This is a genomic window from Mycobacterium sp. RTGN5 (genome assembly GCF_033804465.1).
GTDB lineage: Bacteria > Actinomycetota > Actinomycetes > Mycobacteriales > Mycobacteriaceae > Mycobacterium.
In genome coordinates this window covers 141291-166695 of sequence record NZ_JAPZLA010000003.1, presented here as the reverse complement: position 1 = coordinate 166695, position 25405 = coordinate 141291, and the positions used below count along the sequence as shown (strand labels likewise).

Annotated in this window: 28 protein-coding genes and 3 tRNA genes; 14 read left to right on the top strand and 17 right to left on the bottom strand. The window is 62.8% G+C overall.

Annotation, left to right across the window (positions count from 1 at the left end):
- The first annotated feature begins 32 nt into the window (after nt 1-32).
- Both SLQ31_RS17695 and SLQ31_RS17690 read left to right on the top strand, forming a co-directional pair.
- Nucleotides 33-1130: an NAD(P)-dependent oxidoreductase gene (locus SLQ31_RS17695; RefSeq protein WP_319434997.1), complete on the top strand. Its 1098-nt coding sequence runs from the start codon at nt 33-35 to the stop codon at nt 1128-1130.
- On the top strand, nt 1124-2044 hold the full coding sequence (locus tag SLQ31_RS17690) for a glycosyltransferase (RefSeq protein WP_319434995.1): 921 nt from the start codon (nt 1124-1126) through the stop codon (nt 2042-2044). Before SLQ31_RS17695 ends, SLQ31_RS17690 begins: the two co-directional genes overlap by 7 nt.
- 21 nt (nt 2045-2065) lie before the next feature.
- Here SLQ31_RS17690 and SLQ31_RS17685 read toward each other — a convergent pair whose 3' ends face one another.
- Nucleotides 2066-2803, bottom strand: a complete 738-nt coding sequence (locus SLQ31_RS17685) for a methyltransferase domain-containing protein (protein ID WP_319434994.1) — start codon at nt 2801-2803, stop codon at nt 2066-2068.
- Between the two features lie 106 nt (nt 2804-2909).
- Nucleotides 2910-3827: a class I SAM-dependent methyltransferase gene (locus SLQ31_RS17680; RefSeq protein WP_319434992.1), complete on the bottom strand. Its 918-nt coding sequence runs from the start codon at nt 3825-3827 to the stop codon at nt 2910-2912.
- A gap of 484 nt (nt 3828-4311) precedes the next feature.
- Between SLQ31_RS17680 and SLQ31_RS17675 the strand changes: the two genes are divergently transcribed.
- From SLQ31_RS17675 to SLQ31_RS17655, 5 genes are all read left to right on the top strand, one after another.
- Nucleotides 4312-6636, top strand: a complete 2325-nt coding sequence (locus tag SLQ31_RS17675) for a UDP-glucuronate decarboxylase (RefSeq protein ID WP_319434990.1) — start codon at nt 4312-4314, stop codon at nt 6634-6636.
- 30 nt (nt 6637-6666) lie between these two features.
- On the top strand, nt 6667-8127 hold the full coding sequence (locus SLQ31_RS17670; RefSeq protein WP_319434988.1) for a sugar transferase: 1461 nt from the start codon (nt 6667-6669) through the stop codon (nt 8125-8127).
- Nucleotides 8128-8165: 38 nt separating this feature from the next.
- The gene (locus SLQ31_RS17665) at nt 8166-8714 is read left to right on the top strand and encodes a low molecular weight phosphatase family protein (RefSeq protein ID WP_319434985.1); all 549 of its coding nucleotides are present in this window, start codon (nt 8166-8168) and stop codon (nt 8712-8714) included.
- A 128-nt stretch (nt 8715-8842) separates the two neighbouring features.
- Nucleotides 8843-9790, top strand: a complete 948-nt coding sequence (locus SLQ31_RS17660) for an endonuclease/exonuclease/phosphatase family protein (protein ID WP_319434983.1) — start codon at nt 8843-8845, stop codon at nt 9788-9790.
- Between the two features lie 189 nt (nt 9791-9979).
- Nucleotides 9980-10837, top strand: a complete 858-nt coding sequence (locus tag SLQ31_RS17655; RefSeq protein WP_319435811.1) for an endonuclease/exonuclease/phosphatase family protein — start codon at nt 9980-9982, stop codon at nt 10835-10837.
- 107 nt (nt 10838-10944) lie between these two features.
- On the opposite strand, the gene SLQ31_RS17650 is transcribed toward SLQ31_RS17655, so the two are convergent.
- From SLQ31_RS17650 to SLQ31_RS17595, 12 genes are all read right to left on the bottom strand, one after another.
- Nucleotides 10945-12177 carry a glycosyltransferase family 4 protein gene (locus SLQ31_RS17650; RefSeq protein ID WP_319434981.1) on the bottom strand — a complete coding sequence of 411 codons (1233 nt, stop codon included), beginning with the start codon at nt 12175-12177 and terminating at the stop codon, nt 10945-10947.
- The gene (locus SLQ31_RS17645) at nt 12174-13166 is read right to left on the bottom strand and encodes an NAD-dependent epimerase/dehydratase family protein (RefSeq protein WP_319434979.1); all 993 of its coding nucleotides are present in this window, start codon (nt 13164-13166) and stop codon (nt 12174-12176) included. Before SLQ31_RS17645 ends, SLQ31_RS17650 begins: the two co-directional genes overlap by 4 nt.
- Nucleotides 13167-13448: 282 nt before the next feature.
- Complete coding sequence (gene rplA, locus SLQ31_RS17640) at nt 13449-14162, bottom strand: 50S ribosomal protein L1 (RefSeq protein ID WP_319434977.1); 714 nt, start codon at nt 14160-14162, stop codon at nt 13449-13451.
- A 63-nt stretch (nt 14163-14225) separates the two neighbouring features.
- A complete protein-coding gene (gene rplK / locus SLQ31_RS17635) occupies nt 14226-14657 on the bottom strand; it encodes a 50S ribosomal protein L11 (RefSeq protein ID WP_108053213.1) in 432 nt (143 codons plus the stop codon).
- A gap of 36 nt (nt 14658-14693) precedes the next feature.
- Complete coding sequence (gene nusG, locus SLQ31_RS17630; RefSeq protein ID WP_319435810.1) at nt 14694-15395, bottom strand: transcription termination/antitermination protein NusG; 702 nt, start codon at nt 15393-15395, stop codon at nt 14694-14696.
- A 115-nt stretch (nt 15396-15510) separates the two neighbouring features.
- Nucleotides 15511-15954, bottom strand: a complete 444-nt coding sequence (gene secE, locus SLQ31_RS17625; RefSeq protein WP_319434975.1) for a preprotein translocase subunit SecE — start codon at nt 15952-15954, stop codon at nt 15511-15513.
- Between the two features lie 102 nt (nt 15955-16056).
- Nucleotides 16057-16129: transfer RNA gene (locus SLQ31_RS17620), tRNA-Trp, on the bottom strand.
- A 132-nt stretch (nt 16130-16261) separates the two neighbouring features.
- Nucleotides 16262-16774, bottom strand: coding sequence for a (3R)-hydroxyacyl-ACP dehydratase subunit HadC (gene hadC, locus SLQ31_RS17615; RefSeq protein ID WP_319434972.1), 513 nt, complete (start codon nt 16772-16774; stop codon nt 16262-16264).
- A gap of 2 nt (nt 16775-16776) precedes the next feature.
- Complete coding sequence (gene hadB, locus SLQ31_RS17610) at nt 16777-17205, bottom strand: (3R)-hydroxyacyl-ACP dehydratase subunit HadB (protein WP_319434970.1); 429 nt, start codon at nt 17203-17205, stop codon at nt 16777-16779.
- 92 nt (nt 17206-17297) lie between these two features.
- The gene (gene rpmG / locus SLQ31_RS17605; RefSeq protein ID WP_005143733.1) at nt 17298-17465 is read right to left on the bottom strand and encodes a 50S ribosomal protein L33; all 168 of its coding nucleotides are present in this window, start codon (nt 17463-17465) and stop codon (nt 17298-17300) included.
- A 44-nt stretch (nt 17466-17509) separates the two neighbouring features.
- A tRNA-Met gene (locus SLQ31_RS17600) sits at nt 17510-17583 on the bottom strand.
- 61 nt (nt 17584-17644) lie between these two features.
- A tRNA-Thr gene (locus SLQ31_RS17595) sits at nt 17645-17717 on the bottom strand.
- Nucleotides 17718-17863: 146 nt separating this feature from the next.
- Between SLQ31_RS17595 and SLQ31_RS17590 the strand changes: the two genes are divergently transcribed.
- From SLQ31_RS17590 to SLQ31_RS17570, 5 genes are all read left to right on the top strand, one after another.
- Complete coding sequence (locus SLQ31_RS17590) at nt 17864-18580, top strand: MBL fold metallo-hydrolase (protein ID WP_319434961.1); 717 nt, start codon at nt 17864-17866, stop codon at nt 18578-18580.
- Between the two features lie 37 nt (nt 18581-18617).
- Nucleotides 18618-19319, top strand: a complete 702-nt coding sequence (locus tag SLQ31_RS17585) for a hypothetical protein (RefSeq protein WP_319434959.1) — start codon at nt 18618-18620, stop codon at nt 19317-19319.
- A 63-nt stretch (nt 19320-19382) separates the two neighbouring features.
- Nucleotides 19383-20192, top strand: a complete 810-nt coding sequence (locus SLQ31_RS17580) for a hypothetical protein (RefSeq protein ID WP_319434958.1) — start codon at nt 19383-19385, stop codon at nt 20190-20192.
- An 86-nt stretch (nt 20193-20278) separates the two neighbouring features.
- The gene (locus SLQ31_RS17575; RefSeq protein ID WP_319434956.1) at nt 20279-20977 is read left to right on the top strand and encodes a crotonase/enoyl-CoA hydratase family protein; all 699 of its coding nucleotides are present in this window, start codon (nt 20279-20281) and stop codon (nt 20975-20977) included.
- Between the two features lie 4 nt (nt 20978-20981).
- Entirely contained in the window at nt 20982-21572 is a 591-nt protein-coding gene (locus SLQ31_RS17570) for a TetR/AcrR family transcriptional regulator (protein WP_319434954.1), read from the top strand.
- A gap of 1 nt (nt 21573) precedes the next feature.
- Here SLQ31_RS17570 and SLQ31_RS17565 read toward each other — a convergent pair whose 3' ends face one another.
- Nucleotides 21574-21804 (bottom strand): deoxyribodipyrimidine photolyase, encoded by a 231-nt coding sequence (locus SLQ31_RS17565; RefSeq protein WP_163697257.1) that lies wholly within the window; start codon nt 21802-21804, stop codon nt 21574-21576.
- Nucleotides 21805-21865: 61 nt separating this feature from the next.
- On the bottom strand, nt 21866-22654 hold the full coding sequence (locus tag SLQ31_RS17560; protein ID WP_319434952.1) for an alpha/beta hydrolase: 789 nt from the start codon (nt 22652-22654) through the stop codon (nt 21866-21868).
- A 63-nt stretch (nt 22655-22717) separates the two neighbouring features.
- Between SLQ31_RS17560 and SLQ31_RS17555 the strand changes: the two genes are divergently transcribed.
- A complete protein-coding gene (locus SLQ31_RS17555) occupies nt 22718-23506 on the top strand; it encodes a DUF4239 domain-containing protein (RefSeq protein WP_319434951.1) in 789 nt (262 codons plus the stop codon).
- A 36-nt stretch (nt 23507-23542) separates the two neighbouring features.
- Nucleotides 23543-24283, top strand: coding sequence for a glucose 1-dehydrogenase (locus SLQ31_RS17550; protein WP_319434949.1), 741 nt, complete (start codon nt 23543-23545; stop codon nt 24281-24283).
- A gap of 9 nt (nt 24284-24292) precedes the next feature.
- On the opposite strand, the gene SLQ31_RS17545 is transcribed toward SLQ31_RS17550, so the two are convergent.
- On the bottom strand, nt 24293-25381 hold the full coding sequence (locus tag SLQ31_RS17545) for a metallophosphoesterase (protein WP_319434947.1): 1089 nt from the start codon (nt 25379-25381) through the stop codon (nt 24293-24295).
- Nucleotides 25382-25405 lie beyond the last annotated feature (24 nt).

Genomic DNA, 25405 nt, shown 5'->3' with positions numbered 1-25405 from the left:
CGGATTCCCGACCACATGGGGGGCGGAATACCGTGAAGCGTGTCGCCATAATCGGCGCGGCCGGTTTCGTTGGCTTGGAGTTGGCCAGGCAGCTACGTGGAGCCGATCACGAAATAACTGCAATCACCAGAGAAAACGGCCGATTCCTGCTCCGCGACTCTGGATTCAACATCGTTGCACCCGAAGACATCTCATCAGTGGGCACCGTCGACGTCGTCGTAAATCTTGCCTACCCGACCACGGGTGCCCCCCATTACTTTCCGGCCAGAAATAGAGAAATTCTCGGTCAGATCAGGGCCGTTGCCGGCCCGAATACCCGGCTCATTCATGTCAGCACTCAGGCAGTCTTTGGTTACGGCTTCGAGAGGCCCATAGTTGCCGCACCTGTTGAGATGGCCCGGGATTACGCATACATCGAGGCCAAGATCGAATTGGAAAATTTGATCCTCAGCGAATTCCAGTCGAACAGTGTCCAAATCGTGAGGCTCGGCAACATCTGGGGGCCCGGTTCGCCCAATTGGACCGTCGCGTTGGTGAATAAGACACTGTTCGGCGAGCCGGTTGGAATTGAGGGCGTCGACGGATACTGCAACGCCACGGACGTGGCGAACGCCGCCTCCTATCTGTCGTACCTGATCGACCGCGACGAGCTGCGCGGCCACCAGTTCTATCACCTGGCGGAAATGTCGTCCTACCGGTGGAGTGCTTGGATCGAACAGATCGAATCGGCATTGGGACAGAAAGCTGTTCGGGTACCAAGCCTGCAACGAGATCCCTTGGGCCTCAAGGCGGAAGCCCAAGAGGCATTTGCCTCGCTGCGGCCTGGAGCACTCTATCGGAGTCTCGCCGCAAATCGAATCACGGGATCGAGTTTGCGAACTCTGATCAGAGGCTTGGGCGAAGGGCGATATGACCGGGTCAAGAAGCGCTTCACGAAAGCTCTTCCGACCGGCTACGGCCTGACGACCATCGAAAGAACTGTCCTCAACATCATGAGTGCCCAGACACAGTTCGAAACGCGTGTATTGGCGCAATGGAGTCCCCCCGTGGATTTCGAGCAGTCCTGGTCCCGTGTTGAATCCTGGATGAGCGACGCTGGTTATACGATCAGTAGGCGGCAGAATTGCTGATATCGGTCGTCGTCTGCACTTACAATCCCGCCGACGATGTATTGGCCAGAGCGCTGGACGCGATCCTTTCGCAGGACTTGGACCCCGCGACGTGGGAACTCTTGGTTGTAGACAATAACAGCAATCTCCCGGTAAGCGGCCGACCGTATATCGCAGACGGTGACATTCGCGTTGTATCCGAGCCCGAACAGGGCCTTTCCAAGGCGCGTGAATGCGGGCTCACAAATACTCGCGGATCGATTTTGGTTTTCGTTGACGACGATAATATGCTTGCGCCCGACTACCTGTCGAAAGTGAGCAGGATCTTCGCGGACCCAACAATTGGCGTTGTGAGTGGCGCTATATTGCCCGAATACGACGAGCAGCCGCCCGCATGGCTGGCGACCTTCGAGAACATGTTGGCCATACGCCGCCTTCCGACCGAAGGTACCTATCTCACCGATAGACCTCCGTATAACGAGCACTTCGCCATCGGGGCTGGTATGGCCGTACGCCGAGATGTCATTGAGGGCTACTACCGATCCATCGCCGAGGGCAGCGCTTACGTGTCGGGACGGGTTGGCACACAACTGTCCTCGTCAGAGGATATTGACTTGGATTTCTTTGCGATAAGCAATGGCTACCGTGTCGGAACGGTTGGCTCTCTAAAACTGCGTCACGTCATCCCGGCCGATCGCACGACCGTCGACTACATCTCACGACTCGCGGTCGCATCGGTTAGAAGTGCTGCCGAGGTGAATGCGAAGTGGTCAGCGATCTTCGGCGGAGACGTCATTGAACTCTTCAGCACTCCCAAACGACAGCTTCGTATCAAATGCGCATTAACAGCGCTTTTGAGACACAGCCCAAAGTTCGCAATTCGATATCACTTCCTCAAAACCACCCTCGAAGAACTCGACCGCCGACGCCGTTAGCGACCCTCTTGTCGACGAAGATTACTTCTTCGCCCAAGCACAGAACCCATGGTTCACATAGATATGCGTGCATAAAAATCGGTACTCTTTGAATGAAATCCTGCTGCGTCCTTTGCGGTACGGTCCAGCCAGATAACGCAGCGCGATCAGGGGCACTGCCGCGACGTTGGTGATTTTCGCCAGTACGTTGTGGGCCCTTGGGAACTGATCGATCAGATAGAAAGTGAGAAGCTGCCAGAGGACCCCGCCGTATCCCTGCTCGCCAGGCAAAAACAGCCGGTACTCAGAGAACCGGCCCTTCAACAGCCGATCGACCTCAGCGATGGTAAATCGGTGAAAGTCCATAAGATCGTGCACTTCCCAGAAAAATGGCACATAAATGAAGACTTCACCGCCCGGCTTCAGGATTCTGTGAATGTTGTCCATAGCCAACCAATACTCTTCGACGTGTTCAAGTATGGCATCCACGTAAACGCCGTCGTAGGTCTCGTCGTCGATATTCGAGTGACAGATATCGTCGATTAGATCTGGCGAATAATCGTCAACCACGTCGGTCGAAACAATCCGCGTCTCCGGATTGACCGACAGCTCCCTCAGCTGACGGTGGCTCCGCGACTGAGCGTTGCGCCCACCAACGTCAAGCACAAGGTCCTTAGAAGCCACCCGCTGCTCGTAGATACCGCGAGCCTCCGGCCGGAAGTCGATTGACTCACGGACGCCGTAGAAATAGTCGTGGTGCGCCCCATCGGGAGAATCCATGTCGCTCAAAGTATCAGCCCTTCGCCAAGACGGTGAGGTAGCGGCCAGGCCACGAGCGACCCTCGCGAGCTCGAGGCCGTATCGGCCAACACGCCGTGATACCTACCTATTTCACCGCAATTAGGAAAACATCGCAGTGGAAGAAGAGTGCCCTCAGAATCGGCTTGGGGACTCTCTTCCCTCCAATTAGCCGCTCCAACACGGTCAAGTAGCGATAGAGCCACCTACCCCTCAGCGTGAACGGCAACCTGGCCCTGATGGGGACGGGGGGAACGTAGACGGCGCGCAAGCTCCCGAAACCGACCCGTCGCGCAAGCGTTCCTAGCTCTGCGTGGGTGTATTCCTTGAGATGCATGAAACGGGCCCGGTCGTAAGCAAATACACGCGACAAATCCGCGGGGCCCATAAAGACATGTGGCGTATTGAATACATAGGCGCCACCCGGTTTGAGCAACTCAAACGCACCCCGGAAGTGCCGTTCGACATCCTCCGGGTGTAAGTGTTCAATCACCTGCGTTGAGAGGACGACGTCGTACTTCGGGCCATCTTCGTAGTCATCCAAATGGACACCATCAGTCGCATGCCATTCGACCGAGTCGTCCTTTCGCGTGCCTCCGCGTTCCTCGGTGATATCGGTCGCGATGCACGGCCGGCCGTGCTCAGTCAGGTACCGCGACAACGACCCGGCACCCGATCCGATTTCGATTACACGAGAGCCGGCTGGAATCAACTTGAGGAAATGGCTGAACTCGAGATCGGTATTGGTTTCGCCGGTTGAGGGAGCTCCCGCCAACCACGGCAGATCGTGATAAAGCCTGTCGTAGCTCTCGACCCAAACCGCCGTCCGGTTGTCCGGCCGTGAGTTCATGAGCCGTTCTGTGAGGTGGTGCTCAAGTTCGACATGTTGTCGAACCATCTGCTCGGTAACGGTCACGCTCGACGGAAGACCGTAATTCTGCCGATAACGAGCGATGGTTTCGTCCGTGATCGTGGGAAGTTGAAACTCTTCCTCCGCACTCGCCACAGGTACACCCCCACTTCCGACTTGCTCAGCGCGGTGATGCCACGCTCACACATTCAAGCGACACCTCACGGGAGGCAGACCCCCGGTCGGAAGTATAGGTCGGGCGAACGAGCCAGGCGTGGGGGCGGAAGCGCCGACCCCACCAAGGCAGAGCCCTGACGGCCGCGTGAATTCCGGACCAAACAGCGCCGTAAACCACGTCTACGGTGCAACGATGCCACCGTTGAACATTGGGCATTCCCGTTGCTGGAGGCAGCTCGCGATGATAGCGTCGTAGTGCCGGGAAGAGCCAGCTGACAAGGGGTCTGAGTTGGGGACTGGCTGGGGGCGAAGGCCGGGGGAAAAATACGTGCACGCAACAGCCATCCGGCCAACGCAACGTTCGCGGCGAAGTCTCAATGAAGTGCTCCGCCCGCACATGACGGGTTTCGGGAAGTTGACGCCAACAATCGGCGTCGAACGCGGCATTCGGAGGGCGTAAAAAATGCGACGTCGGGCCGTGCTGACGGGTGGTGCCGGATTTGTCGGCTCCCACCTGGCCGAAGCGCTGCTAGCGCACGATATCGACGTAATCGTCCTCGACAACTTCATCACCGGCAAGCCCGAGAATGTTGCGCACCTGCAGGGGCGAGACGGCTTCCGGCTCATAAAGGCCGATGTCAGCGATTTCATCTCGATCCCCGGACCGGTCGATTTCGTCCTGCATTTCGCGTCGCCGGCGTCGCCGATCGACTACGCCCAACTGCCGATTCAGACGCTGAAGGTGGGTTCACTCGGAACGCTGCACACGCTCGGCTTGGCGAAAGAAAAGGGCGCCCGTTACCTGCTCGCCTCCACGTCGGAGACATACGGCGATCCGCTTGTGCATCCTCAGCCCGAGAGCTACTGGGGCAACGTCAATCCGGTGGGTCCCCGCTCATGTTATGACGAGGCGAAGCGCTTCGCGGAGGCACTCACTACCGCATATCGGACGAAGCACGGTGTGAACACCGCGATAATGCGGATCTTCAACACCTACGGTCCCCGCATGCGCCCGGATGACGGTCGCGCAATTCCCGCCTTCGTCAACCAGGCTCTGGCCGGCGCTCCCATGACGGTTCACGGCGACGGTAGCCAGACCCGATCGGTTTGCTATGTCGATGACCTCGTCGAAGGCGCGATACGGCTGTTGTTCTCCGACCTCTCGGGGCCGGTCAACATCGGTAACCCGCACGAACTGACCATGCTGGAGCTGGCCGAACTCATCCGCGAGCTCACGGGATCCGACTCCCCGATCGAGTTCACCGAGCGGCCACGGGATGACCCCTCCCAGCGCCGACCAGACATCACCCTCGCCCAGACCGGATTGCAATGGGAACCGAAGGTCGACGTCGGCGATGGATTGATGACGACCGTTTCCTGGTTCCGCGACCGTTTTCACGGTGATTTCGCCGCTGGTTCGCCTGTGTCCTACGCGGTCCCAGAAAAGCAAGAGCACCCCCGCCACAAGGTCGCCGTCATCGGTACCGGTTACGTGGGCGCGGTGACCTCGACGTGCTTGGCTTTTCTCGGGCATTCCGTTTACGGCCTGGACAGCGACTCGATGCGCGCCAGCCAGCTCAATCAAGGGCAGGCACCGTTCGTCGAGCCCGGCCTGCCGGAGATGTTGAAAACCGCGCTGTCGACAGGTCGCCTCCAGTTCACCGATCGTCCCGCGGACGCGCTGTCCGACGCCGACTTCGTCTTCCTTTGCGTGGGAACTCCCCCCGGCCCGGAGGGTGCTCCCGACCTCACGCAGCTGGAGGGCGCGATTCAGTCGTTGGCGCCTTACCTGCGGGCAGACGTGGTGATTGTCAACAAGTCCACTGTGCCGGTTGGCTCTGGAAACTGGACCCGCACGATATTGGAAGACGCCCTAGGGGGAGACCGGCAACTGTCGTTCCATGTCGTGTCCAATCCGGAGTTCCTGCGCGAGGGCTGTGCCATCGACGACTTCCTTTATCCGGACCGGATCGTGCTGGGAGGCGCCGCCTCCGATGTGAACCGTGTCGCCGAGCTGTATGCGCCTGTTCTCGAGCAATCCTTCGACGGCGGGCGCCGGACTCTTCGGCCAGCGCTGATCACGACGGACCTGTCGTCCGCGGAGATGATCAAGTACGCGGCGAATGCGTTTCTGGCGACCAAGATCAGTTTCGCCAACGAGATGGCGCAGATGTGCGAGCTCTTCGGCGCCGACGTCCGTCAGGTGCTGCCCGCGATCGGCGCCGACCACCGTATCGGCAATGCCTTCTTGAACCCAGGCGTGGGATGGGGCGGCTCGTGCTTCGGCAAGGATGTCGCTGCGCTGATTTCGACGAGCCAGGAATACGGCTATACGCCGTCAATGCTGCAGGCAACGGTTGGGATCAACAAATCGCAGCGCGCGAGTGTTGTCCGCAAACTTCAGCGAGAACTACACGTGCTCAAGGGCCGCCGGATCGCGATGCTTGGTCTGACGTTCAAGCCTGGAACGGACGACCTGCGTGACGCTCCAGCTTTGGATATAGCCCGTCGCCTACTGGCTGCAGGCGCGGTGGTATCGGCCTTCGATCCCGTCGTCAAGACGCTGCCGGACGAGTTGGCGGCCGTCCGGATAGCGCATGATGCCTATGAGGCAGCCGACCGGGTGGACGCTGTTGTTGTGACGACGGAATGGCCGGAGTTCCGGTCCATCGATCCGGCCGGCCTGCGTCGGGTCATGCGGGGTGATCTCGTCATCGATGGACGGAATTGCCTGCCAGAAGCTGATTTCGTCGGATCGGGGTTGCGACTCGTCGGCTTCGGCTGGTGACGCGGAAATAAATTACGGGGGGAACTACTAATGACAATCGAGATCACGCCACCACATTCGTCGGCGCACCAAGCCGGGCGAACGGCTCCGATAGCGACAAAACCTGACTCTGATACCAAGCAGGCCCACAAGGTCGGTCTCCGACACCGCTATTTCCTGCAGATCGCCGATCTCGTGACCCTGACGGCGTCGGCGTCTATCGGTGCGGTGGTGCTGTCCAACATCAGCGCGCAACGTGCCGGCGCCCTCGGTGTCCGTAGCGTCGTCCTCGCGACAGTCGCGATGGCCGTGGCGCTACACCTACACGGGCTGTACCGGCAACCAGCATCGCGGCTACGGCCGAGTGAATGGTGGCGAGCTTCGGTGATCGCGCGATGCTTGCCGACCGCTGCTCTGCTTGCGCTTGCCCTCGACGCATTTGTCTTCCGCGGCGGCAGAATGACACTGACGGCGTCGGTCGCAATGACTCTCCCCGCCATTCTCTTGGTTCCTTTCGGACGACGACTGGTCGTTCGGATGTTCGACCCGACGGTGACTCGCATTCTGGTGGTGGGCACCGGGCCGATCTCGGATCGCTTGACTTCCAGGCTGCGCAGGTGCCCCGACACCTTCGTTGTCGGGCACGTCGACGATGACGCACCAGCGAGCGCTCAGACCCTCGGTTCCCTCGCTGACCTCCCTGCCGTCTGCGAGGCTCACAACATCGACCGGGTGATCGTCGGGTTTCCCAACGCGAGCGATATGGCGGTTCTCGAAGCGCTGCGTGGCCTTCAGGGCCGGGTGCCGGTGTCGGAGATCCCGCGCTACTTTGAACTTCACAACTGGCGCAGCGAGGCCGAGGAGCTGCACGGCCTCACGCTGATGCACTTGCCGACCGCATCGTTGGGTCCCGGCGCACGAGCTACGAAGCGGATTATCGACCTCGCCGCGGCAAGTCTGGCGCTTGTGGTTGCGGCGCCGGCAATGCTGGTTGTCGCGGTCGCCATCAAACTTGATAGCCGTGGGCCCGTCTTCTTCCGCCAGGAGCGGATGGGTCGCGCCGGGCGTCCGTTCCAGATCTTCAAGTTCCGGTCGATGACGGCCGACGCATGGGAGAAGCGGGCCACCGTCGCTGAGCTCAACGAACTCGACGGGCCGATGTTCAAGATGGAAAACGATCCGAGGGTGACGCGGGTCGGTGCTTTCATCCGCAAGACCAGCCTCGACGAAATTCCCCAGCTGATCAACGTTGTCCGCGGGGAGATGTCGTTGGTGGGGCCACGGCCCCTGCCAACCGAAGAGTCCGATCGCATCGATGGTGCGGCCCTGGCACGCCTGGACGTCAAGCCCGGAATCACCGGATTGTGGCAAGTCTGCGGGCGCAGCCAGCTCACCTACGCTGATCTGCAGCACCTTGACTCGGTGTACGTCAGCACGTGGTCATTGATGTGGGACTTCCGAATCATGGCCAAGACCCCACAGGTTGTCTTCGCACGCAACGGCGCATACTGACTGACCATTTATTGATTCGACCCAGGCGATAAGCCTGGGTGCGGGTGCTGGCTGGCAAGGAGTACGTCCTGCACATACTGTTTGTGTGTACTGGCAACATCTGCCGGTCACCAACCGCTGAGCGGGTTGCGGCCGCCTATGCCGATCGGGCTCAGATTCCCAACTTCATTGCGTCCAGCGCGGGGATTCGCGCAGTGATCGCACATCCGATTCACCGGGATGCCGCGACAGTCCTGGAGTCGCTGGGCGGAGATGCGTCCGACTTCGCTGCGCGACAACTCAAGCCGAGAATCATGTCCGCGGCTGATCTCATCCTGACCATGACGACGGCACATCGTGACGCGGCCTTGGAGATCGCCCCACAAAAGTTGCACCGGACGTTCACCTTGAGCGAGGCCGCTCAACTTGTCTCCGCACACGGCGCCACCACCGTTGCGGACCTCCCGGCTCTGCGTCCACAACTCACGGCACGCGAGCTGTTCGACATCCCCGACCCCATCGGGCAGGATCCCGAAGTCTTTGCATCTGTCGGTGCTCAGATCGCCGGCTTGCTGCCACCCATCCTCGAGCTATGCCGAACGCCATGATCCGTCTGGTTCCCCGGAATGTGCACCACGCCTGCCGACTTCGATGCGCCGCACACGGGTAGCCCCGTCGCCTTCTGATGTCCGGCAAACGACGCGTCCTCGTGACAGCCCTCGCAGTTGCCGCACTCTTGTTCGCCGTACTCACCGTTGTCGCCCGCGCCCGCCCGATCTCGAACTTGCTCGGTGTAGTCGTCGTGGCCGGTTCGCCCTACGCCCCGTTCATCGGCGTGGTTGCGCTGATTCTGTCGGCCTGGTCGCGCCGCACTGTCTTGACGATCGTCGCCGTCCTCGTCGTAACGGTCACCGGGGCGATCCAGATTCCCCGCTACTCCTTCAACCGCCCCGCCGCGACACAATTCGCAGACGTTCGAGTTCTCTCGTCGAATCTGCGCAAAGGACAGGCCGATCCGACGGGGTTCCTCGAACTGGCCAAAAACTCTGCGGATGTCGTGACCGTCTCGGAGCTCACCCCTGAGGCCGTCGAACGCTTCTCGCACGCCGGCATCGACGAGGCATTCCCCTATTCCGTCCTCACTCCAGCACCCGACGCCGGCGGGATCGGTTTGTGGAGCCGGTATCCGCTGGATTCGGTGTCGACTGGAAAGCCCCGGAGCCTCAACATTGTCGCTGCAAGGGTCCACGTCCCCGGCGTTCGTGTCGAGCCGCTCGTCGCGAGCGTGCATGTCTTCTCCCCAGTGGCATCCCAGAAAGACACCGTGGACGGCTGGGAAACCAGCATCGCGGGCGCCAAGTCCGTGCTGGATGCCTTTGCCGCCGTCGTGGGTGAGGCCGCCGTGATTGTCGCGGGCGATTTCAATAGCACGTCAGACATGCGGCAGTTCCGCAATCTTCTGACCAATGGCTACCGCAACGCAGCCGACCAGGCCGGGGCAGGTTTCGTCCCTACGTTCCCGGCCGATTCATGGCTGCCGCCTGCGTTGGACATTGACCACGTCGTAACCCGAGGTGCCACAGCCACCTCGATGCGAGCGGTTACGATTGCCGGCTCGGACCACCGCGCACTTCTGGCCACGGTACGCATCCCGACCACCCCGCAGCCCGTGAGCGCCGACTAATCCCACTGGTAGCGTGCCATCAATTCGCAGGAACTCGGGAGGACTGCTCGCTTGTCAACGAGAATCCGCGTCCGCCTATCAATAGCTCTGGCGCTCGCAACGCTGGCGCTCGCAATCCTTGCCCTGATAGCACGCACCCAGCCGATTTCGAACATTCCAGGTCTGGTGCTGGCGGTCGGGTCACCGTACGTGTGGTTGGCCACCTTCGCGGGCTTGGTAGCGGCGGTCTCATGCCGCCGGCCTCTGCTCTCGATGATTGCCGTCGCTGTCGTGGCGGTCAGTCTTGCGATCCAGATCTCGTGGTACTACCTAGATCAACCGGCCGATGTTGGTGCCCACCAAGACATTCGGGTGCTCTCGGCGAATCTTCGCTACGGACAAGCTGATCCCGCATTCTTTATCGATCTGGCCAACAGCAGCGCCGACGTCATCACCGTCTCCGAGCTGACGCCAGAAGCGGTGCAGCGGTTCGAGCGAGCCGGTATCGAGAAGACGTTCCCCTATTCACAGCTCGTCCCCGCGGCAGATGCCGGCGGCATCGGCTTGTGGAGCCGCTTTCCCATCAGGGGGCTTTCCGCGCCGCGGCACCGCGGCGTTCTATTCCCGGCCGCCCGCTTGCAAGTCCCCGGCCTGCGCTTCGAGCCACTGCTGGCGAGCGTGCACATCTACTCTCCCGTCGCCTATGACGCGAACACCATCGCCGGTTGGCGACGTGCAATGGCCGGCGCAAAGGCGCAATTGGACAGCTTCGCCCGGACGGCAGGCCCCGCTGCGGTGATCATCGGCGGCGACTACAACAGCACACCTGACATGCGCCAGTTACGTGATCTGTTGACGAACGGTTTCCGCGATGCGGTCGAACAAAGCGGGTCGGGATTCGGCCCAACGTTTCCGTCCAACAGGTGGTTTCCGCCCGTGATCACCATCGACCACGTGCTCACACGGAATGCGACCGCCTCATCCGTGCGGACCATCGAGATTCCGGGATCGGATCATCGCGCGCTACTCACCACAATCTTGCTGCCGGTAGACCCGACCGCATCCTGACATGACGACTGCCCACCTCTATGAGGCAGGAGGCCGCTCTAGATCCAGGGCGGAATGCGTTTACATTGGCCCCGGCCCCTCCGTGAGCGCGACGTACGCCTGCAGCTCTACGCTTCCTTCGCGGCTGCGCTCAAGGTCTTGGCGAACTGATCAGTGATGTGGCTGATATCGAATTTGTCCTCGGCGAGTTTCCGCGAGCGCTGGCCGAGTTCCGCACGGACAGCACCATCATCACCGATCGCGGCGACCCACTCTGCGGCCTGCGCGATTCCCTGCGGGGTGGGTGGAGCAACGAGTCCGCCCGCCGCGACGATGTCGTTGGCCGCCGGGTTGTCGGCGGGCATGAGTCCGAGGACGGGACGGCCTGCCGCAAGGTAAGACAAAACTTTGCTCGGAATCGAAAACTTTGATGCACCAGGCTCGAGGATGGCGACGAGTATGTCGCCCGAACTCAGCATGTCCGAAAGTTGTTCGGCGGGTTGGAAATCGATCACACGGATGGCAGCGACCGGAACTTCTCCCATACGGGTGCGGATGACCTCGGCACCTTCACCCTCGGAGGCGACGACGAGGCGCGCATCGACTCCTCGCTCCTGCACGGCCTTGATCAGGTCGACCAGCAGCCCCGGATTGTGTTTGCGGCCGAGGGTGCCGGCATAGATCAGCGTCACGTCACCGCGCTCAGTAACCCAATCAGCACTCCACGGGTTGTCGAGCGGCCGAGGTGTGATCTCGTTCAACGGGGCCCAGTTCGGGATCACCGATACACCGGGACGACGCAGCTTCCAGTCACGGTCGTAGTGACGTCGGAACTCGTCGCCGATAGCCACGACCCGCGTCGCCGACTGTACGATTCGGCGCTCCAACCACGATAAGGTCCGCGCGCCGAGCTGTGCGATTGGATTTGGCAGCTTGCGGTGCAACTCCTCGCCGAGCGCGAGGCTGATGATGTCTTGATGCCAAAGCACCCAAGGGGTTTGGGTTCGGCGTGCCCAGCTGCGAAAGCGTTCGGCAGTCAACAGCGGCGTATTACAGATCACGACGACATCCGGCCGAGTCTCGTTGAGCCGGCTGATCCACGCGTCGGCGTAGCTGAGCTCATAGCGCAATCGCCCTACCGGACTGTACTTTTCGAACGGACGCGCCGCGGTAACGGTCGTGAACGACAGTGTCTCAGGATCGCCCGGCTCGAGCTCCAGTCGCCCTTTCCCGCCGACATATTCACTGCTGTACGAGTGCTCTACGACGAGCCCCCGCCGCGCCAACTCACGCGACAGCTGAGCTTGGAACGTATGGCCGCACCAGTCGTGAATGTGGATTCGGAGCGGCGTCTCGCTCACCGCACCCCGAGCGCCTCGATGCGAGGCTCGCTCGACGCGATCTGGTCATAGATCCAGGCGTACGTCTTCTCAAGCCCCTCACGCAACGTGATCGACGGCTCCCACCCATACACGGAATGAAAGAGCGTGTTGTCGCTGTTCCTGCCACGCACGCCCTGCGGAGCATCGAGATTGTAGCTTCGCTTCGCCTTGACCCCCGCGATGTCCTCGACAATGTCGGCCAACTGGTTAATCGTGACGAGTTCGGAAGAACCGAGGTTCACCGGCTCGGTGAAGTCGCCATAAAGAACCTCCTGCGTTCCGCGGACGCAGTCATCGATGTACATGAAGCTGCGCGTCTGCTCGCCGTCACCCCAGATTTCCAGCGAATCCGCCTTTCCCTGCGCGATGAGAGCGACCTTGCGGCACAACGCCGCCGGCGCTTTCTCGCGCCCACCGTCGTACGTGCCGTTCGGACCGTAGACGTTGTGATAGCGCGCCGTCCGGGTCTTTATGCCGAAGTCTTCGCGAAAGTGCCGAACCATCCGTTCGCTGAAAAGCTTCTCCCAGCCATAGCCATCCTCGGGCTCTGCCGGGTAGGCATCAGACTCCCTGAGGGCCTTGACGTCCGAATCGGTCTGCTTCTCAGCGGCGTAAACGCACGCCGACGAACTATAGAAGTATCGGTCGACGCCAGCCTCGTGCGCGGCCAGTAATACGTGTGTGCTGGTGAGTACCGACAGCATGCAGAGTGCACGGTTGTTCTCGATGAACCCCATGCCACCCATGTCGGCGGCGAGGTTGTAGACATGCTCCGTACCCTCGACCGATTCGCGTGCTGTTTCCAGGAGCGACACATCGCCAACACGGGACTCCGCGTCCTCATGTACCTGGTACCACTCTCCGAGCGGTTTGACATCAACGGCCCGCACTTCATGCCCGTCCGCGATGAGCGTGCCGACAAGGTGGCCGCCGATGAATCCCCCGGCGCCGGTAACCAAAATCTTCATGAGTCTCCCCCTTCGTGCGCGGCCCCATACCCTCGCGCCCTGTCGCGCCTCCTCGCGCGTTCTCGCGCGATCATATCCCCGATGACTTTTCGCACGCGACTTCGGATGCGGTTGTGGCTGTCGATCGCCAAGCACTCATCACGGTGTCCGCGCGCAAACACAGCGCCAAATTGGTCGTACAACCCTCAACCTCCGAGCCCTGCAATCATTTTGCAGCCTTCGTCGGGTCCTGAAACGACAAATGGCCACCTACCGGAGTAGGTGGCCATTTGCGCTAGAGACTTACTGCTGATCCTCGGTGAAGTTCCGGACGACGGCCGTGTCGACCGGAATCCCCGGGCCCGTGGTCGTCGATACGGTGATCTTCTTGAGGTAGCGGCCCTTGGAGGACGACGGCTTGGCGCGCAGCACCTCGTCGAGCGCGGCGCCGTAGTTCTCGGCCAGCTTCTTCTCATCGAAGGACGCCTTGCCGATCACGAAGTGCAGGTTGGCCTGCTTGTCGACGCGGAAGTTGATCTTGCCGCCCTTGATCTCGGTGACCGCCTTCGCGACATCGGGAGTCACGGTGCCGGTCTTGGGGTTCGGCATCAAGCCACGCGGGCCCAGCACGCGGGCGATCTTGCCGACCTTGGCCATCTGGTCGGGCGTGGCGATCGCGGCGTCGAAGTCGAGGAAGCCGCCCTGGATCTTTTCGATCAGGTCGTCACTGCCGACGATGTCGGCGCCAGCGGCCAGAGCTGCTTCGGCCTTCTCCCCCACCGCGAACACGGCGACGCGCGCGGTCTTACCCGTGCCGTTGGGCAGGTTGACCGTGCCGCGAACCATCTGGTCGGCCTTGCGGGGGTCGACCCCGAGCCGGATGGCCACCTCGACGGTCGCGTCCTGCTTCTTCGACGACGTCTCCTTGGCGAGCTTGGCTGCCTCGAGCGGGCTGTAGAGCTTGTCGCGGTCCACCTTCTCGGCGGCTTCGCGATATGCCTTGCTGTTCTTGCTCATTGATGTCTCCTAGTTTCAGAGGTCGTGGTTGCGAGCCGAAGCTGGCTCTCCCACGGGATCGAATTACTCGACAGTGATACCCATCGACCGGGCAGTGCCGGCGATGATCTTGGCAGCCTGGTCGATGTCGTTGGCGTTGAGATCTTCCTTCTTGGTCTCGGCGATCTCGCGCACCTGATCCCAGCTGACCTTCGCCACCTTGGTCTTGTGCGGCTCGGCCGAACCCTTCTGGATACCGGCAGCCTTGAGCAGCAGCCGGGCGGCCGGCGGGGTCTTGAGCTGGAAGGTGAAGCTGCGATCCTCGTAGACGCTGATCTCCACGGGGATGACGTTGCCGCGCTGGTTCTCGGTCGCGGCGTTGTACGCCTTGCAGAATTCCATGATGTTGACACCGTGCTGGCCGAGCGCAGGGCCGACCGGCGGGGCGGGGTTGGCCTGCCCGGCCTGGATCTGCAGCTTGATCAGCCCGACGACCTTTTTCTTCTTCGGGGCCATGCGGGGTTATTCCTTTCTAGCGATCGCCGATGGCGATCAGATCTTGGCGACCTGGGTGAAGGTCAGTTCGACAGGTGTTTCGCGACCGAAGATGGACACCAGCACCTTGAGTTTCTGCTGCTCGGCGTTGACCTCGCTGATCGAGGCCGGCAGCGTCGCGAACGGGCCGTCCATGACGGTGACCGACTCGCCCACCTCGAAATCCACCAGGATCTCCGGGCGTTCCAGCGTGGCCTCTGAGGAAGCAGCGGATGCGGTCGACGCCGCTTTGCCGGCCTTCTTCGCCGCGCCCTGCGGGAGCAGGAACTTCACCACATCGTCGAGCGCCAGCGATGTCGGGCGCGATGTCGCGCCGACGAAACCGGTCACGCCGGGGGTGTTACGCACGGCGGCCCACGAGTCGTCGGTCAGTTCCATCCGGACCAGGATGTAGCCCGGCAGCACCTTGCGATTGACCTGCTTGCGCTGGCCGTTCTTGATCTCGGTGACCTCTTCGGTGGGCACCTCGACCTGGAAGATGTAGTCGCCGACGTCGAGGTTCTGCACGCGGGTCTCGAGATTGGCCTTCACCTTGTTCTCGTAGCCGGCGTACGAGTGAATGACGTACCAGTCGCCCGGCTTGCTGCGCAGCTCAAGCTTGAGCGCGGCAGCCGGATCGAGCTCCTCCTCGGCGGCTTCGGCGGCTTGCGTCGCGTCAGCGTCAGGCGCCGCCTCGAGCTCAGGTGTGGTCTCTTCGATGTCCGTTTCCGCCGCCGATGCGGTTTCGTCGATGACATCGATGGCCTCACCCGTGGGCGTATCGCCTTCGGGGGTTGTCACGGTAGTCAGTCCTCTCTAAAAACGTCAGCGTTCGCTAGCCGAACACCCACAGCACCAGCTTGGCCAGGCCGAGGTCGACCCCGCCGATCAGTGCCACCATGAAGGCCAGGAACAGCAGGACCACGGTGGTATAGCTGACCATCTGCTTGCGGTTCGGCCAGATCACCTTGCGTAGTTCGGCGACGACCTGCTTGAGGTAGTTCCACACGAACAGGATCGGGTTGCGAGACGGGCCGGACTTGGCCTTTTTCTTGCTCTTCTTGGCCTTCTTGGCGGGCTTGTCCTTCTCGACGCCGAGTTCCTCGGCGGTCGATTCGGTTTCCTCCGGCTCAGCCAGCGCGGTGGCGCCGGCACGTCGGGATCGCTTGCCAGTGGGACGCGCGGGCCGGGTCACGACGACGGTCTGACCGCCGGTGTCCTCGCTGCCGTCCAGTCCGGCGTCGCCTGCGGCGTCAGCACTGTCGCGCTCGTCGCTCACCGCATGCTCCTTTGTGTCGAGTGTGTCAGGGCTGAGTACCCCAGCCCCGGTGTGCACCCTCCAGTGTCCACCATGTTCCAGTCCAGTCTTATTCAGTTATTGCAGGGGCGACAGGACTTGAACCTGCAACCTGCGGTTTTGGAGACCGCTGCTCTGCCAGTTGAGCTACGCCCCTCTGCAAAGGGATGCCCCACATAGCTCGCGCGCTCCCCGTTCGGTCAACCCGAACCGACGGACAGCGCGCTTATCTGGGAAAACCCCGAGGTCCGAGTGTACAACGGCGCATCGGGCAGGTGCTAATCCGTCGTCAGTCCTGACTGACCGGCTTGCGCAGCACCTGCCCGGTCTCCGGATCCCAGCCCGCCGAGATCGAATTCTCGCCCTCATGCGCCATCAGCGTGGTGAACGATTCCATGACCATCTCGCCCTGCTGGTCGACAAGAACGTTGCGGGTGGTGACGATATCGGCACCGAAGCGCTCGTTGACGGTCTCGATGTACATGGTGCCCCGCACCTCGTCACCCTCGACGATCGGCCGGTAGTACTTGAACCTCTGATCGACCTGCACGATCTGCAAGGTTTTCAGGCCGATGTCCACGTGCTGGAAGAAGTGCCGCTGGATCATCACGGCAAGGATCGACGCGAAGGTCAATGGCGCCACCAGGCCGGAGTGGCCAAGCTCGGCGGCGGCCTTTTCGTCGACCGAGGCCGGGGCCGCGGACTTCACCGAGTTCGCATACTGGCGAATCTGCTCGCGACCCACCACGAAGGTGTCGGGATACACCCAGATCATTCCCCGGATATCGGCCTTGAGTGGCATCGTTACGCCAGCTTCGCTATCGCCACGGCGCGACCGAAGATCTTCTTGCCGCCGGTGGTGGCGACCAGCGCGATCGTCACCGACTTGGTCTCGGGGTCGGTCGACTTCACCCTGCCGGTGAACACGATTTCAGCGCCGACGCCGTCATTGGGCACCGGCACGATGGCGGTGAAGCGCACGTTGAACTCGGTCACCGCACCCGGGTCGCCAATCCACGTGGTCACGAAGCCGCCACCGAGGCCCATCGTCAGCATGCCGTGGGCGATCGCGGTGTCCAGGCCGACCTGTTTGGCGATTTCGTCGTCCCAATGGATCGGGTTGAGGTCGCCGGACACGCCGGCGTAGTTGACCAGGTCGGCGCGGGTCAGGTGGATGACCTGTTCGGGCAGCTCTTCGCCCACTGTGACCGAACTGAACTCACGCAGTGCCATCGTTGAAGCCACTCTCTCCGTCTCACTCACGGCGCCGAGCAAGCGTCGTGTAAGTCTCCTGTGCTATCGACCGTCGGTGGACGGCCGATAAATCAGCGCGACTCTTTGTGCGGCTGGTGCTGACCGCAGTTCGGGCAGAACTTCTTCAGCTCGAGGCGGTCAGGGTCGTTGCGACGGTTCTTCTTGGTGATGTAGTTGCGGTGCTTGCACACCTCGCAGGCCAAAGTGATCTTCGGCCGTACGTCGGTACTGGAGGCCACGTTCGTTGCCTTCTTTCACGTTCTCGTTTGCGTTGTACTACTTGTAGCGGTGGGGAGGCTCGATCTCCCGACCTCACGATTATGAGTCGTGCGCTCTAACCAGCTGAGCTACACCGCCCCGATAGGCACTTGCGAAACTCCGCGCCCAGAGGTCAGCCGAGAGATTCGAGTGTCCACCGAGCCCCCTAACGGAATCGAACCGTTGACCTTTTCCTTACCATGGAAACGCTCTACCGACTGAGCTAAGGGGGCCTGACCCTCGACGCAGGTTGACGCGCGGCGTGGGCCTTAAAGAGGGTACAGCCTGCGGCTGGACTCAGCCAAACCGCTCGTCGGGGCGGTGAAATGACCCGCAGGCCGCAGCGAGCGCCGTTGGTGAGAACGCTTACTGTTAGGCCATGGCATCGACGGACCGTCTCTACTTCCGGCAGTTGCTCTCTGGCCGCGATTTCGCCGCCGGCGACATGATGGCGCAGCAGATGCGCAACTTCGCCTATCTCATCGGGGACCGGGAGACCGGCGACGCCGTCGTCGTGGACCCTGCCTACGCCGCCGGCGATCTGCTCGACACCCTCGAGGCCGACGGCATGCACCTCTCCGGTGTGCTGGTCACCCACCACCATCCCGACCACGTGGGTGGAACGATGATGGGCTACACGCTGGCGGGCCTGGCCGAGCTGCTCGAGCGGGTCGAGGTGCCCGTCCACGTCAACACCCACGAAGCGCTCTATGTGTCGCGGGTGACCGGTATCCCGATGAGCAGCCTCACCGCTCACGAGCACGGCGACAAGGTCGACGTCGGCGCCATCGAAATCGAGTTACTGCACACCCCGGGCCACACGCCGGGCAGCCAGTGTTTCCTGCTCGACGGTCGCCTGGTCGCCGGCGACACCCTCTTCCTGGACGGCTGCGGTCGTACCGACTTCCCCGGCGGCGACGTCGACGAGATGTTCCGCAGCCTGCAGCAGCTGGCCGCGCTCTCCGATGATCCGACGGTGTTCCCCGGGCACTGGTATTCCGTCGAGCCCAGCGCCACCCTGTCGGAGGTCAAGCGCTCCAACTACGTCTACAAGGTGTCCACCCTGGACCAGTGGCGCTCACTGATGGGCGCCTGAGTCTCGCCATTCCCGTTGACAGTCATAATCTTTCGACATGGCTGACACGCTCTACGCCGACATCTCCGAGTGGCAGGCCGGCGTCAACGACACCTACCCCTATCCGGTGTTGTGCATCCGCTCCAATGACGGCACCTACCGCGACCGGCAGTGGGTGAACAACTACGGCTGGTGTCTGCGCAACGTCGACGCCGGCCGGCTCGCGTTCTTCATCGTGTACTTCGTGTGGCGGCCCAACTGGCGCGAGACCGTGGAGACCTTCAAATCGCAAGTGCGCGTGCCGCATCCGCGGATGGCGGTGATGATCGACGTTGAGTCGTGGGGCGGACAGATCTCCGGCGACCAGTCCGCAGGGATCAATGCCGCCTACGAGGCGGTCGGCGCCTACCTCGGCTCGCCGGCCAAGGTGATCGGGTATGGCAACGTCGGGGACCTCAATCGCTTATGGCCCACCAAACCGGCGGGCATCCGCCTGGTCGTCGCGGCGTATGGCACCAATCCCCCTTACCCCGGCAAGGTCGCCCATCAGTACACCGACGGCCAGGGCTATGGCGGGGGACTACCCGAGGGCGCCCCCCCGTTCGGCCGCTGCGATATGAACTCCGCCGACGGGCTCACCGCCGGGCAGTTCGCGCAGGCCTGCGGCATCCCTGCCGTGCTGCCGGTCGCCCTGGCCGCCCGGCAGCGGCGGGCACTCGCGGCCGCCAGCCCGTTCGCCGCTCAGCGCCGGTTGTCTTGAGCCACAATAACTTTCACTTGCGTCAATTCTGAAGACATCAGTTTGCTGTGATATAAGAATTGGGTGGAAAACGCGAGTGATCTCGCGGATCTGTGGGGAGATGTAACCGGAGTCGGGGCCGGGACGTGGCTGGCGGTAGCCGCCTGGGCAGCAGTGCTGCTGGGGCTGGCGGCGCTGCTGTACACGCATCGGCAGATCCGTCGACAACAGAAGAGCAACACCAAGCAGACGCGACCGCACGTCGCGATGGCCATGGAGCCACACGCCGCGGACTGGCACGTCATCGAGCTGGCCGTCCGCAACTACGGCAGCACAGCCGCCTACGACGTGGGATTCACCTTCGACAAACCACCGACCGTGGCTCGCTACGAACACACCGAGGACGGGTTCACCGATATCGTGGAACTGACTCTGCCGCAGAGTATTCCCGAGCTCGCACCCACCCAGGAGTGGCGCACGGTGTGGGATTCAGCGCTGGATCGCAACCAGTTCGGCTCGTCGATCGACTCCCGCTTCGACGGGGTGATCTCCTACTACGACCGCCCCGAACCGCAGGGCCGGTGGGCCAAGACCTTCGGGCGCAAGCGCACGGTCTACCGCACCAAGGTCGTGCTCGACTGGGAAGCACTGCAGCCGGTGCGCCGCATCGAGATGATGACCGGCCACGATCTGGCCAAACGCGAGCGGGAGAAGCTCGAACTGCTGCGCAACACCCTCGACTACTTCCACTACGCCACCAAGGAAGCGCGGGTGGACGTGCTGCGCACCGAGATCGACCGGATGAAGCGTGCCGCAGAGGAGACGCAGAGCCGGTGGCGGCGGGAACGGTTCGAGCACCCCACCGAGGTCGTTCGGCTGTCCCGGCACGGCTGAGGCTGCGATTGCGATTGCCCCTTGGCAATCGGAACTTCGTTACGTAACGTCGGTACGAAAGTAGACGCTGCGACGAAGGAGCATCCATGAGCGGATCGGTCAGCTACCGCAAGGACGACGCGATCGCCGTCATCACGATGGACGACGGCAAGGTCAACGTGCTGAGTCCGGCCATGCTGGCCGAGATCAACGACAACCTGGACCGCGCCCTCGGCGAGGACGCCGGTGCGGTGGTGATCGCCGGCAACGAGCGGGTGTTCAGCGGTGGCTTCGACCTGAAGGTTTTCCGCTCCGGGGACATCCAGGCCTCCATCGACATGTTGCAGGGCGGGTTCAACCTGTCCCACCGGCTGCTGTCCTTCCCCAAGCCCGTCGTCGCGGCGATCACCGGCCACGCGATCGCCATGGGATCATTCCTGGCCTGCAGCACCGACCATCGAATTGCCGGTCCCACCTACAACTTTCAGGCCAATGAAGTGGCTATCGGAATGGTGCTGCCTTACCCCGCGCTGGAGATCATGCGGCTCCGGCTCACCCCGTCGGCCTATCAGCAGGCGGTCGGACTGGCCAAGAACTTCCTCGGTGAGACCGCCCTGGCCGGTGGCTGGGTGGACGAGATCGTCCTCAACGACCTGGTGCTCTCGCGCGCCGAAGAATCTGCCCGCGAGTTGACCGCCCTCAACGCCGGCGCCCACGTCGCCAGCAAGTTGCGTGCCCGCCAGGCCACCCTGGACGCCATGCGGGCCGGTATCGACGACATCGGCTCCGAGTTCGGGCTGTCCTAAGTCCGTGCCCAGGGTCAAGCAGCGCACTCCCGAGCTGCGCGACCGGGTGGTCGAAGTGGCCGTCAGCACGCTGTGCGAAGACGGTATGTCCGGCTTCACCACCCGTCGCGTTGCCGAACGTGCCGGCACCTCGGTGCCGGCGGTCTACGAGCTGTTTTCCGATAAGGACGGACTGCTGCGGGCGGTGTTCTTCGAGGGGTTCCGCAGGCTCGGCGCTGAGCTCGTCGCCATTGCCGAGACCGCGGACGCCCTCGCTGACCTGAGCGCGGTGATCCCGGTGTTCCGCCGGTTCTGCCTGGACTACCCGCCCCTGGCGCGAGTGATGTTCAGCCGGCCCTTCCAGGACCTCGAACCCGATCCCGAGCAGCTGGCCGCCGCGCCGACGGTCCGCGAGATCCTCGTCGGCAAGGTGCAGCGCTGTGTCGATGCCGGGTTGCTCTCGGGTGATCCGGTGGACATCGCCCACATATTGCTGGCTCTGGCACAGGGTTTGGCGGTCCAAGAAGCCGGGCGATGGCTGGGCACCTCGGCGGATTCGGTTAACCGGCGCTGGGACGTCGGGGTGCAGGCGGTGCTGGCCGGATTTCAGGCCTGAGTCAGGACTTCTTGCTCGGTATCACGCTGATGACGATCAGCGTGATAATCGAGAAGAACAGCCCCAAGATGCCCCAGCCGAACGGATTTCGCCCCTTGGCGCCGGCGATGACCGCACAGATGACGGCCGCAATGATGCTGCCGATGGCCACGAAGATGCCTTTGATGCCACGCAGGATGAACCCTGCAGCCTCGATGTTGTCGCTGGCCGCAAGCACGACGGTGTGCAACATTCCTGCCTCCTTGGTCGGGGTGCGTGTGGTTTCCCATTCCGCATGGAAACTAACCAGCCCGTCAGCGCAGGTTTGCTGTCAACCACTGGTCGATCCGGTCGGCCACGGCCTCCCAGCCGCGCTCGAGCATCATGTTGTGCCCCATCCCGGGAAACATCACCGGCTCGGTGCGGTAGGCCCGTGCGGTGGCGGCCACTTCGCGAGGGGTGAAGAACCCGTCCAGCTCAGCACCGAGCACCAGCACCGGGGTGGTGACTCGCTTGGGCTCGGCGAGGTGGCGGAAGAGCAGATCGCGGTAGAGCACTCGGGCGCTCTCCGGGCCCAGCCTCGACGTGCACGCTTCGACGATCTCGTCTGGCGTCGCCGAGTGATAGAAGGTTGCTCGTGAAACACCCGGCGCGGCAAAGAAATCCAGCGGCCTGCTGAACGACCGCGTACGCATCGACTGGCGCCAGTGCCTGCGAGCCACCCGCACCGTCGCGACAGCGATGCCGGTCGGGGGCGCCGAGGCGACCAGGACAGCGGCCGGTGCCCGGTGCACGGCCAGGTACTTCTGCACCACGAACCCGCCCATCGAGTGCCCGATGACCACCGGTGGCACGGGCAGCCGATCGGCGACGGTACTCACGTCCCGGACATAGTCGAAGACGCTGAATTCGTTGATCGGCGCCGGCGACGGGCTGCCGCCGTGGCCGCGCAGGTTCAGTGCCAACGCGTGATAGCCACGGTCGGCGAAGTAGTTCAGAAAGTGGTCGTCCCAGCACCACGCGCCATGAAAGGCACCGTGCACAAACAACAGCGGCGTGGCGTGGGTGGCCGTGGCGCCACCCTTGTCGATCACTTCGAGCACAGCGGATCACCCTATCGACGGCGTTGCGGTTTGGCGGGCGAACGCGGCGGTAACAAGTGACTGGTGATCAGGCTTCTGCAGCTCCCGGCCCCGCTTGTCGGCCTCGTCGTCGTGATCATCACCGTCGGGTTCGCCGTGCTGGGGTTGGTGCTGACGCGACGTATCCTTCCGCAGCGGCGGCTGGCCAGGTCGGGCGCGGTGGCGGGTCACGTCTTCGACCTGGCCGGGGTGCTGTATGCGGTCCTGGTGGCCTTCGTTGTCGTGGTGGTGTGGGAACAGTTGAATTCGGCCGAGAACGACACCCAAGCCGAAGCCGCCGCGATCTCCGATCTCGTTCGCGACTCGGCAGGCCTGCCGGTCGCCGGCCGGGAGGCGCTGCAGCAGAGTTTGATCGCCTATACCAACGACATCGTGGATGACGAGTTTCCCCGGATGCGGCAGGGCGAGACCATCGAACAGCAGTCCGACCATCTGTCCGATGTATGGCGGAGCTTCCTGCAAGTGCAACCGACCAACGAGCGTGAGTCCGCGTTCTACCAGGAGTCGCTCACTCGCCTCGATGAAGTCGGCAGCGCCCGCAAGGCGCGCATCTCTGGTAGCCAGGCGGAGATCCCCGGCGAGCTGTGGGTGTTGTTGCTCGGCGGTGGGATGGTCATGCTGCTGTTCACGTACATGTTCCCGTCCCCTGACGTCGTCATCCACGGTGCGCTCATCGCGCTCGCGGGAGCGCTGCTGGCATTCGTTCTCTACCTGACCTTTGCCATGGAACATCCGTTCGTGGGATCGATCGCGGTATCGCCGGACGCCTATCAGAACGTGCTGGACACCTGGTCTCAACTAGCGGTCCGGTAAGACCGGTCCCCGCCGGTGGCCGGGTACCGTGCGGCCATGGGACGCGTCGAGGGCAAGGTCGCCCTCATCACCGGTGCCGCTCGCGGGATGGGCGCTGCGCATGCCCGCTTACTGGTTAGCGAAGGCGCCAAGGTCGTTCTCGGTGACGTCCTGGACGAGGAGGGTGCCGCGGTGGTCGCCGAACTCGGCGACGCGGCCCGCTACGTCCACCTCGATGTCTCCGATCCCGACAACTGGTCAGCGGCCGTGGCGCTGGCCCTGCGCGAGTTCGGCACCCTCAATGTCCTGGTGAACAACGCCGGCATCGTGTACCGGCGCACCCTGAAGAACCTCGAACGTGAACGGTGGCAACGGGTTATCGACGTCAACCTCACCGGCACCATGCTCGGCATCAAATCGGTGATCGAGCCGATGACCGCCGCGGGCGGTGGCTCGATCATCAACATGTCGTCTATCCAGGCTATGCGCGGTACGCCGGGAAACCACGGTTACGTCGCCTCCAAGTGGGCGATTCGCGGGCTGACCAAATCCGCCGCACTTGAACTGGCCGCCAGCAACATTCGAGTGAACTCACTGCACCCGGGGATGATCCGCACGCCGATGACCGCGCACATGCCCGACGATCTGGTGGCCGCGCCGATGGGGCGCCTCGGTGAGCCCTACGAGGTGTCGACGTTCGTGCTGTTCCTGGCCAGTGACGAGTCGTCGTTTGCGACCGGGTCGGAGTTCGTCATGGACGGCGGCTTGATCACCGACGTGCCCCACCGCATGCCCTAGGCCGGAGCTTCACCACTCGAAGGGGCGATCCAGCTGGATGGCCCGTTCCGCCTTGGGATACCACCCCTGCGGCGCGTGCTGGCTGGTGTGCAGATAGCACTGCGCCCGCACCTCGGTACTGCCGGGAGTGAACGTCAGCAACCGGCTGATCGGCAACGTGGTGCGCGGCATGTGGTGGCGGCTCAACGACGCCACGTTGAGGAACCAGGTGCCCCAGCGGCGCTCGATGTGGGTCTTGCCGCCGTGACAGTCGTCGGGGTTGGTGTGCGTGTGCCCGGCGAGCCACATCTGCACCCGGCCCGGCCGCTCGGCCAGAAAGTTCTCGAACGCGGCCGAATCCGGCTTGCTGTCAACCCAATACAGATAGGACGCCCCGTGGGGCGTGCCCTCCGCGAAGGGACGGTGGTAGTGCTCCTCCCATTCGCCTGCCGCGTTGCGGCGCACCCCCTCCCACTCGCCGGATGCCACGGTGGTGTTCTTCAGCACGTAGTGATGGACCGCGATCACGATGGCATCCGGGTTTTCGTCGACCGTCGTGGTGAACCAGTCGAACGTGTCACCGCTGACCACACCGCCGGGGTTGCCACCGAGCGGGCCGCGCCCGACCGACTGGGTTGGCTCATTGCGATCGCTCATCATCAGGAACAACAGGTTTCCGACCCGGAACGAATAGCGCTCCCAGGTGCCCTCGACGGCGTACCGACGTGCCGCGGCGTCCACGCCGGAGGATTCGGTGTGCTCACCGAGGGGGTCGATCCACTTCTGCCACCACCAGGCCTCGGATTCGGACAGCCCGTTGCGGTCGTGGTTGCCGCTCACGCTGTAGACGTCCTCGCGGCGGTGGGTTCGCAGCGCCGCGAACTGCTTTCGCACCTCTTCGCCCTCGGCATCATCGGGCAGGCTGTGGTGGGCACCGGACATGTCACCAACGTCGATGGCGATGTCCCAGTCGAACGATGGGCCGCCCTCGGCGCCGCCGAACTCCGATTGCGAGATCGCCTCGGCGAGGCTGCTCCGGCCGAACTGCTTGTCGGTGCCGACGTGCGCGTCGCCGAATGCCCAGAGGTGAAATGGCTTCGACGTATCCGCTGCCGTCACGAATCGAACTCCTTTGTCATCGTT

Coding starts and splice junctions, on each gene's coding strand:
- SLQ31_RS17670 (WP_319434988.1), top strand. CDS start 6,667: ATGACAATCGAGATCACGCCACCACATTCGTCGGCGCACCAAGCCGGG.
- hadC (WP_319434972.1), bottom strand. CDS start 16,774: ATGCCACTCAAGGCCGATATCCGGGGAATGATCTGGGTGTATCCCGAC.
- rplA (WP_319434977.1), bottom strand. CDS start 14,162: ATGAGCAAGAACAGCAAGGCATATCGCGAAGCCGCCGAGAAGGTGGAC.
- SLQ31_RS17590 (WP_319434961.1), top strand. CDS start 17,864: ATGGCATCGACGGACCGTCTCTACTTCCGGCAGTTGCTCTCTGGCCGC.
- SLQ31_RS17585 (WP_319434959.1), top strand. CDS start 18,618: ATGGCTGACACGCTCTACGCCGACATCTCCGAGTGGCAGGCCGGCGTC.
- SLQ31_RS17550 (WP_319434949.1), top strand. CDS start 23,543: ATGGGACGCGTCGAGGGCAAGGTCGCCCTCATCACCGGTGCCGCTCGC.
- SLQ31_RS17645 (WP_319434979.1), bottom strand. CDS start 13,166: ATGAAGATTTTGGTTACCGGCGCCGGGGGATTCATCGGCGGCCACCTT.
- rplK (WP_108053213.1), bottom strand. CDS start 14,657: ATGGCCCCGAAGAAGAAAAAGGTCGTCGGGCTGATCAAGCTGCAGATC.
- SLQ31_RS17575 (WP_319434956.1), top strand. CDS start 20,279: ATGAGCGGATCGGTCAGCTACCGCAAGGACGACGCGATCGCCGTCATC.
- SLQ31_RS17685 (WP_319434994.1), bottom strand. CDS start 2,803: ATGGATTCTCCCGATGGGGCGCACCACGACTATTTCTACGGCGTCCGT.
- SLQ31_RS17675 (WP_319434990.1), top strand. CDS start 4,312: ATGCGACGTCGGGCCGTGCTGACGGGTGGTGCCGGATTTGTCGGCTCC.
- hadB (WP_319434970.1), bottom strand. CDS start 17,205: ATGGCACTGCGTGAGTTCAGTTCGGTCACAGTGGGCGAAGAGCTGCCC.
- SLQ31_RS17565 (WP_163697257.1), bottom strand. CDS start 21,804: ATGTTGCACACCGTCGTGCTTGCGGCCAGCGACAACATCGAGGCTGCA.